At 46.8% G+C, this 15101-nt stretch carries 3 protein-coding genes; all 3 read right to left on the bottom strand.

The genetic code is table 11. The annotated features are described in order from the left end of the window. Nucleotides 1–45: 45 nt before the first annotated feature. The 3 genes from ABMY45_RS03835 to ABMY45_RS03845 are packed head-to-tail and all read right to left on the bottom strand — an operon-like array spanning nt 46 to nt 15099. Complete coding sequence (locus ABMY45_RS03835; RefSeq protein WP_349288426.1) at nt 46–828, bottom strand: alpha/beta fold hydrolase; 783 nt, start codon at nt 826–828, stop codon at nt 46–48. Beyond that, nucleotides 821–5350, bottom strand: a complete 4530-nt coding sequence (locus ABMY45_RS03840; protein WP_349288427.1) for an amino acid adenylation domain-containing protein — start codon at nt 5348–5350, stop codon at nt 821–823. The genes ABMY45_RS03835 and ABMY45_RS03840 overlap by 8 nt, the downstream gene beginning before the upstream one ends. Further along, nucleotides 5347–15099, bottom strand: coding sequence for an amino acid adenylation domain-containing protein (locus ABMY45_RS03845; RefSeq protein ID WP_349288428.1), 9753 nt, complete (start codon nt 15097–15099; stop codon nt 5347–5349). The genes ABMY45_RS03840 and ABMY45_RS03845 overlap by 4 nt, the downstream gene beginning before the upstream one ends. Nucleotides 15100–15101 lie beyond the last annotated feature (2 nt).

The raw sequence follows: 15101 nt of genomic DNA on the forward strand, positions 1-15101 counted from the left end.
CAGCTCCTAGTTTGAACAAACTTTATCCTCAAGGGGGATTGATTACTAAGGTGCACACAACCATGTTTTTTGTACTGGGAACAGCGTGCCCAAATGGGTCAAAATAGCCTCAACATGATTGGCTAAGTAGAAATGGCCACCTTCGTAGACCTTAATGTTGATGGGCTGACTACTCACTTGTTGCCAGGCTTGGGCTTCTTCGTAGGTGAGCTCGGTATCAGTTGACCCGAGCATCACGGAGATTGGAAGCTGCAATTTTGGTGCATTGAGGTTTGGTTGATAAGTCTCAATTAACTGGTAATCATTGCGCAGCAACGGCAACATCATCTCTAGTAGCTCTGGAAGGGCATTGAGATCAATCTCCGTACCATTGAGACGTTTAAGCTCATTAAGCATGACTTCATCGGGGGCTTTGTGTACTTCGGTCGCATGGTGGCAACTAGGTCCTTCAACAGCAGACACCACCAGTTGAGTTGGAGGCGGATAGCGATAGGCCTGAATGCGCTTGGCAAGTTCGTAAGCGATACCGCCGCCCATACTATGTCCAAACAAGATATAAGGCTTGTTGAGTATTGCTTTAAGACCTGTGGCCAAGTTGCCGACCAAACGATCCATGTCCGAAATCAAAGGCTCAGCCATGCGGTTTTCACGACCTGGATATTGTACAACCACGACTTCTAAATCTGAGTCGGCGATATTAGCCCACTGACGAAAGTAGCTTGCACTGCCCCCTGCATGAGGCAAAATGATTAACCGTTTAGCGGCATTGGGGCGTGCTTTAAAAATGCGGTAACACGCACTGTTGTTGGTGTATGTGGTATTAAGCATTGTTGTACTTCTGTGTAAGTGGCTTTAGGTAATCGCGGCTGACCGCAAAGTTTGGGAGACTGAATTGGGCCAATATGGATTTTAGGTTATCTGTGGCGTATTGGTGGTGACCACCTGATTCCATACCTTGCTTGAAGTAAAGCTCAACAAAGCTGCGCACAAAGTTGTCATTGAGTTTGTCTTTCCATGTTATAAAATCAAGTGGTTGAATATCGCAACCGAGTTCGTTAAACCAATTATAGATCTGTGCAACATCGGTACTTTGGTCTGACACTAAGTGGAAGTTACTGTTTTGGCCCGTCGCACCTTTCACTATGGCCGTGATGCAGGTTGCCACATAGTCTACGGGAACAATGTTTACCGCCAGCTCGGACGCAGGATAGGCGTGAATATTCAAGCAAGCACGATAAAATTTTAAGAATGCATCATCATTAATAAAGGGTGTTTCTGTGGTTGCCCAAGTGATGGTTCCTGGACGTAAAATATTGACTGGTACGCCGTGTCTTCTTGCTTCAGTAAATAAGGTTTCAGCCATAATTTTTGACTGCTCATACGTTAACTCCACTTCACGCCATGGCACCACTTTGGTATGTTCTACCACAGGCTGAGATACATCACTTGGTAACGCGTGGTGTACTCCGATAGTAGAAATATAATGCACTGGCTTCACTTGATGCGAGCTTGCTAAACGGATAATTTCACGGGCGCCTTCGACGTTGGTTGGGTACAGAGCAGAAAGCGGATCCATGAGATTAATGATCGATGCATTGTGAACTATCACATCCACTTGTGCACTTAGAGCTTGATAGTCTGTATTGCTTAAACCAAAGTAAGGCTCGGACATCGTACCGCTGATTATCTGAATACGCTCGTGAGGTATAGCTGTAGGCAGGCCTTTTTCTGCAGCGGCCTGCTCTAAGCGTGAGAATCCATGCTGAATATCATCACAGCGCATCAAGCATAGAATACGATAATCCGTAGCATCCAATATTTCGTGCAAAACATAGCTACCCAAATACCCCGTGCTGCCAGTCAATAATAGGGTTTTTGGTTCGGAATTCGAATCATACGGTAGGGCATCAGCAAGGCCTTCGAGTGCTTCAGTAGCCATGCTGTTTAAATCAATACTCTCAAGCCATGCTTGTTTTGCTTCATTTGCTTTTGCCAGTGCTTCGGACATTTCGCTGAATACGGCATGATTGAAAATCAGGTCAATATCTGCATCAAAGCCTGCTGCTAGAAATGCGCTTAGCAGGTTGATGGCATTTAAGCTGGTACCACCAAGTTGGAAAAAGTCATCGTGACGCGATACCTCCCTCACGTTGAGTAAATCACGCCAGATTTGCGCCACGGTTTGCTCAACATGATTGTCAAATGGTGCTTCATATTGTGTTGTCAGTTGCTGCTGTAATTGCGTCAGTTGTACTTTAAGCTGTTTTCTATCAACTTTACTGTTTTGACTAAGAGGAAGTGTGTCTAAGCTAAAGAAATGCGTCGGTAACATGTATTTAGGCAACTTGTCATTAAGTAAGGTGCCCAACTCACTGAACATGATTTCGCTATCGGTTACTTCTTTGACAACCAGTGCCGCAGCTAAGTTACCATCAGTAGATAGATTGACCACCGCGACGTCTTTTACAGCTGGGTGTGCGGCAATAGTTGACTCTATTTCACCCAACTCAATACGATGACCATTGATTTTGACTTGGCCATCTTCGCGCCCTTGAATGGCAATGATGCCGTCATCCATAATGCAGCCTAAATCGCCAGAGCGATAAAGCCTTTCACCTGTTTGTGGATGTTTAATAAATAGCTCAGCAGTTTTTTGTTTATCGTTTAAATACCCTAATGCCAAACCATCACCTGCAATATACATTTCGCCGGTGACCCAAGTTGGGCAAGGCTCTAGTCGGTCATTTAAAATGTGAATTTGGTGGTTTGCTAGTGGCTTACCATATGGTACTGAAGCAGCATCATCCGCGATGTCTTTGACAGTGTGCTGGACACACCAAATCGCAGTTTCTGTAGGGCCACCTTGGCTGTTCAGGTCAATATGAGGCAGTTGTTGGATTACTTGCTTTGCAAGTTGGACAGGGATCCAATCGCCAGAAAGCATGGCCAGCCTAAGTGTACTGAGCGTCTGATCTTCCGCCCATGGCAAACTGGTCATCAGCATTTGCATTTGCGCAGGCACCGAATTCCACAGACTGACCTGATGCTTGGCGATCACTTGATGCCAGTGGTTTGGATCTCCTCGCAGCTCTTGAGCTGGTAATACCAAAGTCGCCCCTGCTGAGAGTGTACCAAAGATATCCCAAACTGAGAGATCAAAGCCGTAGCTCACCAGTCCTAAGGTTTTATCTTTCGAGTTGACATCATACAGGCGATTAATTTCCAACACGGTATTCAGTGCTGCGCCGTGCGATAGCTGCACCCCTTTTGGCTGACCTGTCGTACCGGAGGTGTATATTACATAAGCTGGCGCTTCGACAAAAATTTGCTGCTGTCGACGTTGCGTGAATATTTCCAATAAACCTTGAAGGTCCTGCTGCGGAATAGCCGGTAGTAATTGATCTAATGCAATAACAGTGACATCAGAGCCAAAGTCTAGGTTAGCATATTGCAACTCTGTGAGTACGATTTTGGCACCTGAGTTAGCGATGATTGATTGCTGACGAGCAAGCGGGTGTTTTGCCTCAATAGGTACATACACACAATCGGCAAACAATACAGCAAACACTGCTGCAATTTGTTGTGTGCTTTTGTCTGATACGATTGCAATATGGTCGTTCGGTTTTACCGAGTCGACAAAGGTGAGCCTGATTTGAAGTGCCAACTGTGCAAGTTGTTGGTAAGTCATTTCGCCGTTTTGGTCGATCACCGCAATTTGATCTGGGGTATCTAGAACATGTCGTGCAAATCCAGAGTGCAAATATCCTTTAGCTTGTTCTGTTTTGGTGTCGTTTAGCGCGGTGATGTGTACTTGCGTTTGCTTTGGCAAACTCACCGGGCTGGTGGACTGCCATAAGGCTTCATTATGAGCCAGCCCGTGTAATAGTTCACAAAATGCTTGATGTGCTTGCTCAATCACACCGGCTTGGAAAATCCCTTGACGGATATCCCAATCTACGATCAGCTCTCCACTGCGCTCCGTTGCTTGACAATCAAGCCAGACTTGCGGCGTTTGAGTAATTCCGTAACGCAACTGTGCATCATGCATAAATTGGTTGCTGTCTAACTCATCACCTGACAAACCAAGGGTGCTAGTGTAGACAATTGGTACTATGGTGTTGCTTTGCTGCGTTTGGTTCATAGCTCTTAATACTTCAACGCCAGTAAAGTCGCTGTGTTCCAAATCACGCCAAAGTTGTTGCTGTAACTGACTTGCCCGTTTCGCGAAACTTGCTTGCGGATCCGGCGATACCCCCAACACGTTTACTGCGATAAAGTCGCCAACCACGCCACGGACATCTGGGTGCACATTGGCGCGATTCAACATAGTGAGGTTTAAACAAAAATTAGGATGGCGAGACCAGCGTCCAATTACCTCTGTAAATGCGGCTAATACAAGGCTAGAAGGTGTTAGTTTATGCCTTGCCGCTCGCTCGCCAAGGCGCTGCCAAAGGGTGGGATCTAACTTAAAATGTAAGCGAGAAAACGCGACGCTTTCCTCGTTGCCCGTACTTTTTGCTCTCGGTAGCTCGGGAGGGACTGGCAGCGTTTTAATGCGTTCTAGCCAATAGGCTTTGTGCTGTTCATAGCGCTGTGCTGTTTTAGGGTGTTCTAACAAGGCTTTGCGTGCGATAACAATATCTCTGTACGAAACCCCCAGAGGCGCAAGAGCACGCTCTGGATGGTTATATAATTCACCGAGCTCGGCGAGCATAATTTGAATGCTAGCAAAATCGGCGATAAGCAAGTCGATAGAAAAATGCAGAATTGACCCTTCACCAGTTTGGCTAAGGTGTAAGTCATATTGTGGCCATTTATCTGGTTGATAGTGGCGGTGAGCCAACTGTTCACGCAGGCCTAATAGTTTTTGCTGACGAGTTTGCTGGTCAAACGCTGCGAATTCATGCACGCGGATCGCTTTTGGCGTAACCTGTGCGATAATTTGTTGAGTACCATCAAGGTTGATAATAGCGCGTAGCATATCGTGGCGCTCAACTAACTTGTGCCAAGCCGTTTGCAGGCGTTTTGCATCAATATTCGGTAGGTCCAACTCAATGTAACTATGACAGCCAACACCACCATACTCAACGGCATTGTTACGGCCAACTAAGTAAGCGACCTGTAAATCGGTTAGTGGAAACGGCTGATAGCGGTCTGCATAATTAGGCTCTATAGCTGCCATTACAGGGTCGCTTAAATAGTCGATAAGCGCTGCTTTGTTGTCTTGTAATTGTGTTTTTAGTGCTGCTGTCATTACTCCAGCAGGGGCCTTAAATTTTAAGTTGCCTTGATCGGCCCACAGGTAAACGCCGCGGCTTTCGAAGTCAGCGATAATACTGGCGATTGTCATAATGTACCCTCTTCAAATAGTTCATCTGTGTCAGAGGTTGTGCCGCTTAGGTCACGCCAAGCTTGTGTTATGGCATTAGCGAAGCTGACAATACTTGGGGCGCTAAATAGTGCTGTAAGTGACACAGATGTTGGAATAATGTGTTGTTGTTGCAGTGTTTGGATAAGCTGTGTTGCGCTCAAGCTATCACCACCTATGGCAAAAAAGTCGTCGTGGCGAGAGAGCTGAGGGCGTTTTAAAAGTGATTGCCAGATTTTTGCAAGCTGTTCTTCAAGCTCACCTTCAGGCGCCTCGAACTCAGCTTGCTTTAGCTCCAATGCCATAAATTCATTGAGCAATTGCTTTCGGTCAATTTTACCGTTGGCGCTTAGCGGTAATGTCTCAAGTTCTAATAAATGGCTGGGCACCATGTATTCTGGAAGTTGCTGTTCCAGTTGTGCAGTAATTACCTGTGTATCTAGCGTGGCTTGGGCTTCCTTAACAAAGGCGGCAACGAGCTTTTTCGGCTCACCAATCGTTAGTGCAACACCGCGACTTAAGCCTTTAACCTGAGCCAAGGCGGCGTCGATTTCACCAAGCTCAATGCGATGTCCGCGAACCTTAACTTGGTGATCAATTCGGCCTAAGAACTCGAGGTTGCCATCCGGCCAGTAACGACCGCGGTCACCCGTGCGGTACCAACGCTTACCATCAGCCATCACAAAGCGCTGAGCTGTAAGTTTTTTGTCTCCTCGATAGGCAGTGGCAAGGCCCATACCGCCGATCCACAGTTCACCTGCAACCCAATCTGGACAATCACGGCCACATGGGTCTACCACACGATATGTTTGGTTCGGGAGCGGTTTACCGTATGGAATAGATGACCAATGTTCAGGCAACTCACCTTTTACCTCACAGCTGTTTGACCAAATGGCTGCTTCAGTGGCACCACCCATGGCAATTAATGGGATCTGTGAGTGAGTCTTGGCTTGTAATCTTGGCGGTAAATCTAGGCCAATCCAATCACCCGATAGCATCACTTGCGAAAATGGCAGTGGGCGTGCATCGTTTTCAGCAACGACCAGTAGCATGTCGAGCAATATCGGCACTGAATTCCAAGTAGTGACTTGATGTTGATGCACTAGTTCAAGCCACGTAGCTGCGTCTCTACGGCTTGCCTCATTGAGTAATACAACACTGCCGCCAACGCTTAACAAGCCAAATAGATCGTATACCGAGAGATCAAAATCCAATGCAGAAACAGCAAGTACTCGGCTATTGCTGTTGATAGCATAGTGTCGATTTAGCTGGTCAATGGTATTTGCAGTCGCTTGATGACACATTTCGACCCCTTTGGGTTCACCGGTAGAACCTGAGGTAAAGATCACATATGCGGGTGCATCTGTTGCTACTGTCAAGGGGGTTGCCAGTGGCGTAAAGTCCTCTGCATCCGTTACATTGAGGCGAGTGACACCCTGCTCAACGTCTTGGTTGATGTGTGCTTCGTTCGTAAGTATCCAACGGATCCCCGCAGTGCGATGAATTTTCGCTTGACGGCTGGTGGGTTGATGAATACCAATTGGCACATAGCAGCCTCCAGCGGCCATAATGCCAAATACGGCAGCAACCTGATCTACCCCTCTTGGCAAGCTCACTGCCACCGCTTCACTTAGCGATAATCCTCGTTGAGTAAGTAAGTGGGCGATACGCAGTGCTTTGTCAGCCAATTGGCCATAGGTTACTATTTGCTCATCAGCTATCAGCGCAACGGTATCGGGGTGCTGACGGGCATAGTCAAACATCGCCTGGTGTAAAGTACGAGGCGTTTGTTCAGCGTAGGTGCTGTTTACTCGGTCTCGCACCAACTGTTGAGATTTGGGTAATGCGTGGCTAAATGCTGTATCCGTTGAAATAGATACTTCGTCCAGTAATGTTAAGAAACGGCTAAACATATTGTCTAGCAACTCAGCTGGAAACAGTGCATCGACGGCATCCCAAGATAGAATTAGCTCACCTCTGAACTCATACATTTGATGATCAAGCCAAACCTGTGGGGTTGCTGACAATCCGCCATCGGTAAATTGTGGTAAATCTTCGTTGAAAGAGTCTGCCAGTAAGTCGTCAGCCATCCCTAACGTACTGGTAAAGACAATGGGCAATGCAGCTGCGGTGCGCCCCATAGTTCGGCTACGCTCTCTTTGCACCCACACTGATGAAACTGCTCGGTGATCAAGTACATCAGCAAGTTGCTCTTGTAGTTGCTTTGCATGTTGAGCAATTGTGATGTGCTCATCAGGGTGGTAAGCAAGGGGGGCCAGAGACGTAAAATCACCAACAATACTGCCAACTTCTGGATGTACATTTTGACGATCAAATAGAGTTAAATTTAAGGTATGTGGATGGCCACCACTGTACTGACTGAGTACTTCCGCATAGGCACTCAGCACTAAAATACTTGGTGTTACATTTTGCGAGCGAGCCGCTTGTTTAATGGCTTGCCACTTGGCTTTTGGCAATCTTGCACTGCGGCGAGAGAATTCGCTGTGTTCAATTTGCAGTGGATCTTGTGCCAGTGGTAGTGCCGCAGCATCCGGCAAGGTAGATAAACGTTCTTGCCAGTATGCTTGGGCTTCATCTATGGCTTGCTGGCTATGTTGAACTTGGGTGACATAGTCTCTAAAGGTTAAGGAAAGTGGCGTTAGTTCAGTATCTGGCGCTTGGTATAAAGCAGCGAATTCGCGCAATAACAACATGATGCTATAGCCGTCTAGTGTCATGTAGTTAAACATCAAAGCAAGACGCGTACGCTCAGTTTCACCCGCTTGATATCTTGCAACTTTAATCGTTATCGCATCATGTAAATGTTGGCTATTTTTAGTTTGCCACCATGCGTGAATTTGCGTTCGTGCTTGCTCTAAACAGGTGTAAGTCATTGGATCGATATCCAATTTTGGTATGCCGCTTTGCTGCAACACAACCTGTTGGTTATTATCGCTCACTTGGGCGCGCAACATATCATGGCGTGCATACAGCTTTTTCCATGCGAGCATCATTCGCTCGGTATCAAGCGTTAAACTATCGAGTTCGAGTAAGTAGTGAGTGCCGCAATTAAGCGGGAAGCCCGGGGTTTGGCCTAACCAATAAGCACTTTGTACTTCAGTCAGTGCAAATAGTTCAAACTGATGTTCGGGTCTAGCTACAATTTGCTTGCACTGTGTGGCTTCATGCATCTCAAGTGTTGCTGCAAATGCACCAAGCGTTGGGCTGGCAAACAAAGTGCGTAAAGGTTGCTTGGTCGACAACCCTTGTTGGGCGAGCTGAGTTAGGAATTGGGTCGCGACCAACGAATCGCCACCGAGTGCAAAAAAGCTGCTTTCTAGGCCAACATTGGCAACCCCAAGTAAGTCTTTCCAAAGCTGTGCAACTTGAAGTTCGTTATCTGTTTGTGGCGCTGTTACAGCCACTTCAACGCTAAGTTGGTCGTCAAACTGGGTAGCAAGTTGTTTTCTATCTACTTTCCCATTAGCGCTTAGTGGCAGTGCATTTAAGGCTAAGAAGTGACTCGGTACCATATAATCTGGCAAAGAAAGAGCAAGTTCTGTTTTTACTGCATCGAGATCCAGTTCCGTGCTTTCATCCATTACCAGTGCAGCAACCAACATTTTAGGCTCGCTAATGGTTAATGCCACTCCACGAGAAATGCCTTTAATACGGGCGAGAGCCGTATCAATTTCACCCAGTTCAATACGATGACCGCGTACTTTCACTTGGTGATCTATACGCCCTAAGAACTCAAGGTTGCCATCTGGCCAGTATCTACCTCTATCGCCGGTACGATACCAACGAGTACCTTCGTGGTTGACAAAGCGCTCAGCTGTGAGCTTTTTATCTCCCCGATACGCACTAGCAAGGCCTGCGCCACCTATCCATAGCTCACCTGCAACCCAATCTGGGCAGTCGCGTCCGTAGGCATCGACGACACGGTAGGTTTGGTTCGGTAGTGGTTTACCGTAAGGAATGGAGTTCCAGTGAGCTGGAATGTCGTCTCTTACCTCACAGAAATTCGACCAAATAGCTGCTTCTGTTGCGCCACCCATAGCGATAAGTGGAACTTCAGCTTTATTTTTGGCTTGTAAACGCGGTGGAATATCTAGGCCAATCCAATCACCTGACAACATCACTTGTTTGAAAGGCAGTTGCCTGTCATCTTGCTCTGCAACGATGAGCAACATATCCAGCAGGACGGGTACAGAGTTCCAGACAGTGATATTATGTTGGTGCACGAGCTGTAACCATTCGCTGGCATCGCGGCGGTTTTCATCACTGAGCAACACAACTTGGCCACCCACACTGAGTAAGCCAAAGATATCGTATACCGACAAGTCGAAATCCACTGCAGACACTGCTAATACACAGCTATGTTTATCAATTTTATAGAGTTGATTGATTTGATCTATGGTGTTTGCGGTTGCCTGATGGCACATTTCCACCCCTTTTGGTTCACCAGTCGAGCCCGAGGTAAAAATAATGTATGCAGGTTGTTCTGGTGATACTTCTATAGGCATTGCTTGTGGTGTACTTGCTGTAGCCACGTCCAACCTTATCACTGACTCGATGGATTCGACTTCTAAGTGATCACTGTCAGTAAGCACTAATCGGATCCCTGCTATACGATGTATTTTTGCCTGACGACTCGCAGGCTGATGGATCCCGATTGGCACGTAACAGCCGCCCGCAGCCATAACTCCCAAAATAGCCGCAATTTGATCTATGCCACGTGGCAAAGTGACTGCAACAGGTTCTGCTAGTTCGAGCTGATGTTGCTGCAATAGCGCTGCAATACAGAGCGCTTGCTCACATAGCTGTGCATAACTGACATGCGAGTTTTCAAATACTAGTGCCGTGTCGCCGGGGTTTTGCTGTGCGTGCGCAAAAATAGTATGGTGCAAAGTGCGTGGTGTTTGTGGGCGTCCGGTGTGATTTACCGCGAGACGTGTATGCGCTTGTGCATCAGGTAATGGTAAGGACATCTCATCTTCCCAACTGCTATGACACAGCTTTTCAAGCGCACCAACATAGCTGTTGAACATGTCATCAATCATACCGGCTGGGAAAAGTGCATCCACCGCATCCCAAGATAGAATAAGTGAACCATCAAATTCGTATAATTGATGGTCGAGCCAAACTTGCGGTGTTTGTGATAAACCTCCAGGTACAATCTTGGGGAAATCGCCGTTTGAGTTTTCAAACAAGCCGCCACCAAGACCCAAGGTGCTGGTAAATACCACAGGCAGCGCTGCTGATGTGAGTGTGCTATGGCGAGCTTGTTCGCGCTGGATCCAAATGGATGAAATTGCTTTGTGTTCAATAGCCTGTGCAATTTGCAGCTGCGCTTCCTGCGCTTGTGCCAATAATGAGTCACCAACATTTTTACGAAATGCGATGGGGGCTAATGTGGTGAAGTCACCAAACACTTTATTGATATGCTCGTGCACGTCTTGGCGGTCAAACAGGGTTAAATTGAGCGTGTGATCACCTTCGCTCCAGCGCCTCAGCACATTGCTGTAGGCCGTTAATAGTAGTACTGAAGGGGTAATGCCATAGGATCTCGCTTTATTCTTAAGTGCTTGCCAAGTAGTCGCATCTAGCTGTGCTTCGCGGCGCACAAATTCAGGCTGAGTAATATTTTGTGGGTCTTGTGCCAGTGGTAATTGTGGCGCAGGTGGTAAGGTATTAATCTGTTCTCGCCAGTATGCTTGTGCAGCTATACGCTCTGCATCATTGTGTTGCACTTGGATCACGTAGTCTCTAAACGAAACATTAATCTCAGGCAAGTGATAAGCGGGATCGTTATAAAGGCTTGCAAGCTGATCTAGCAGCAATTTAATGCTAAACCCATCGAGCGTTAAGTAATCAAAAATGATCCCTAAACGGGTCTTATTAGCACCATAATTTACGGCGCAAATACGGTGGTTAGGTAGCGTCACAGACTCATTTTGGTCGTGGCTTTGTAGCGCTTGTTCACAAATTCTACGCCAAAACTGGTGGAGATGATCCCGAGCAGCATTGGCGTGATTATTGGTTTCTGATTTCAAGCTCACTTGTGCGATAGACACCGCAGGTAAATGAGACAGCAGTTGTTGCTGACCGTCTGGTGTGATCACTGCTCGCAGCATCTCATGGTGCTCAACCAGTTGGTCCCAAGCTTTTGCCATACGTTGAATATCGACATTTTCTCCCTCCAATTCTAGCAAATACAAAGTGCTGCAGTTAAGCGGCAATCCCGGTGTTTGGCCCATCCAATAAGCACGTTGTACCTCGGTGAGAGGGAATGGTGCATAACGATTATCTAGATCTGGCACTATTTCGAGTTTTGTTATCGGCGCGATGCTTTCTAAACGCGCTGCGTAGGCGCTTAATTGAGGAGATGAGAATAAGTCGGGCAGTGGTTTTGGAGATGCCAAACCTTGTTGTTTGAGCTTTGCAATAAGCTGAGTCGCAATTAAGCTATCTCCACCTAACTCGAAGAAATGGCTTTGCTGACCGATTTGCTCAACCCCCAGTATAGACCGCCATATATTGGCAAGGCATTTTTCGTTGTCTGTTTGCGGCGCGGTTAAACTCAACGCACACTGCTGCTGCGTGGCAGCCAGCTGGTTGACAAGTGCTTTTCGGTCTATTTTACCATTGCTACTGAGTGGCAGCTGCGGTGCAAATTCGATATGGCTTGGCACCATATAATCTGGCAGTAGCTTGTGTAATTGGCGTTGTATGGCGGCGCTGTCTAACGTGCTTTGAGCAGCTAAAACCACAACACTCGCTAGGCTCTTAGGCTCGCCAATGGTCACGGTAACAGCGCGCTGAACACCATTAATATTGGCAAGGGCTGTATCAATTTCACCCAACTCAATACGATGCCCGCGTATTTTAACTTGATGATCGATGCGTCCTAAAAACTCGAGGTTGCCATCAGGCCAGTAACGACCTTGGTCGCCAGTACGATACCAACGCTCGCCATGTTGCTCAACGAAGCGTGCTGCCGTTTGTATGCTATCACCACGATAACAAGTTGCTAGACCAATACCGCCGATCCATAGCTCACCAGGAACCCAATCTGGGCAATCTTGACCGTGCTTATCAACAACGCGATACTTTTGGTTTGGCAGAGGTTTACCGTATGGGATTGAGTGCCAATGCAGTGGCAGTGGTGAGCGAACTTCACACCGGTTTGACCAAATCGCTGCTTCTGTTGCGCCACCCATTGCAATAATAGGTGGATTGGTGGCGCTGATATGTTGTAGCCGAGGAGGAAGGTCTAAGCCTATCCAATCACCAGACAACATCACCTGCTCAAAGTGCAGTTGGCGGCTATCTTGTTCCGCCGTGGTCAAAAGCATATCTAGCAATATCGGAACAGAGTTCCAAATAGTTACCTTGTGTTGATGTACCAGCTCAAGCCATGCTTGTGCATCACGGCGCTGCTGCTCATCAATAACGACTAGCTGTCCGCCAACACTTAACAAACCAAAAATATCATATACAGAAAGGTCAAAATCAAGCGCTGAAACTCCGAGCGCACAGCTATCTTGGCCAATTTGATAGTCTTTATTGAGCTGATAAATGGTATTGGCAGTGGCCTGATGACTCATTTCAACCCCTTTGGGTTCACCTGTAGAGCCCGAGGTGAATATGATATAGGCGGGATTTGCAGGGTCTGTGATAACAGCTGATTCTAGTGGCTCAGCTAAAAGCGCTTGTTGAATATCAATACATTTTACTGCTGGGTCATGTTCTGGATCGTCACCAATAGCAATTGCTAGCTTGACCTCTGCGGTTCGATGGATCTTTTCTCGCCGTGATTGAGGCTGGTGAGGTCCTATAGGCACATAACAGCCACCGGCTGCCAGTATTCCAAGTATCGCTATGATCTGCTCAGCGCTTCTGGGTAATGTTACGGCTACAGGTTCTGCACCATTCAGCCCTTGTTGCTTCAAATAAGCGGCTATGCGTAGCGCTTTTTCAGCGACGGTGCGATAGCTAAACCGTTCGCTGTTGAATATTAATGCAGTCTTATCTGGGTGTACCTGAGCACCTCTAAAAAATGCTTCATGCAATGTATGTGGGGTATAAGGTGCATCGGTGTTATTGGCTGCTTTGCGTTGGATTTGCTGATACTCTGGCAGGTCAATGAGATGTAATGCGTGCCATGCACTGCTATTTGCCGCTAGGTTTTCAAGTAATGCAACATAGCTTGCAAACATAGTATCAATCAGCGACTCTGGGAAAATCTCATCCACAGCATCCCATGCCAGCATCAAACCTTCATCGACTTCATACACTTGATGGTCTAACCACACTTGCGGCGTTTGCGAGATCATATAGTTAAATTGACCCAATACCGTGTCTTGTTGCGACAGAAGTGGGGTGCCTAAGTTACAGGCAAATACGATAGGTGCGCTCACACCCTGTGCATAACCGTGTTTTACTAAATCGCGTTGGATTTGCACTGCGGAATAATCACTGTGTGCAACGTTTTGGTGAAATTGGCTTTGTATTGCTTTTGTATGATCAATAAAACCTTTAGCTTCACTAAAATCACAATCTAAAAGCAATAGATTGGTGAAGTCGGCAACCACGTTTTCAATGCCTGGGTGCTGAGTCTTGCGATCAAAAAGTGGTAAGTTCAGTGTGAATTTCTGCTCGGTACTAAATTTGGCAAGTACGTACGCATAACTAGTGACGAGCAACATAGCGGGCGTCACTTGATGCTGTTGTGCGGTATTTTTAAGCGTCTTCCACTGGTACTGGCTCAAGGTGTGCAAACGGCGAGAAAATGTTGGTCGAGTGATCGCTCGAGGGTCGCAACGAAGGGGAAGCTGTGGGCCCGAAGGTAGAGTTGCTAAACGCGTTTGCCAATAAGCTTTGTCTGCTTCAAACTTATCTTTATTTTGTGCATTTTCAAACGCTAGGTACTTTGCGAAGCTCCAGTGTGGATCCGTGTTGAGTGTACCGCCATGATAAAGCACCGCAAGATCTTTCAATAAGATATTTAAGCTCTGCACGTCAGCGATCAGTAGATCTACATCAAAGTGGATCCGACATTTTCCTTCGGGAAGTAAACTCAATTCCAGCCCAAGGGTTTGACCATACTCAATACCTAATTTTCGGTGTGATAGACGGCTGCGGATTTGTTCTGCCGCTTTAGTTGCCTCATCAAGAGTTAGTGACCTAAAGTCGTTAATTGCAAGCCCCGGAGTGGGAAGCTGTGAATGCACTTGCTGGGTACCAGATTCAGTAAACTGCGCACGTAGCATGGGATGATAGTGATAAAGTGCATGCCAAGCTTGTTCGAGCCTAATTGGATCGATGTCTTGATTGTCTATTTCCAGATAGGCGTGACAACCGACGCCACCAAGCTCTTGCTCATCTTGGCGACCAATCCAATAGGCATATTGCACGTCAGTGAGCTCAAACTCTGCGTAGGGATCTATATCGGGTAGTTTAGGGGCTTCAGTAACTTCGACATCAGTATCAATTTGCGTACATAAAAGTGTTATCCAGTCGCTAAGAACTGGTTGTTCAATCAGTTTTGAAAAGGTCACTTTTGCGCCTTGTTTTCGCCACTGATTGACCAAACGCATCATATGCATTGAGTCTAAGCCAAGTTCAATAAGGTTGGCATCTAGCTTGTCTTCAAGCGGTGTTTGCACAAACGCTTGTACATGTTTTAACAGCTGTTTCTTATTTAGGGGGGTCTTTACCTGTGCCATGT

The sequence above is a fragment of the Pseudoalteromonas sp. XMcav11-Q genome, assembly GCF_040104525.1.
Lineage (GTDB): Bacteria > Pseudomonadota > Gammaproteobacteria > Enterobacterales > Alteromonadaceae > Pseudoalteromonas.

Bases quoted from the DNA above. Each gene is read 5' to 3' on its own strand.
- ABMY45_RS03845 (WP_349288428.1), bottom strand. From the start codon at position 15,099: ATGGCACAGGTAAAGACCCCCCTAAATAAGAAACAGCTGTTAAAACAT.
- ABMY45_RS03835 (WP_349288426.1), bottom strand. From the start codon at position 828: ATGCTTAATACCACATACACCAACAACAGTGCGTGTTACCGCATTTTT.
- ABMY45_RS03840 (WP_349288427.1), bottom strand. From the start codon at position 5,350: ATGACAATCGCCAGTATTATCGCTGACTTCGAAAGCCGCGGCGTTTAC.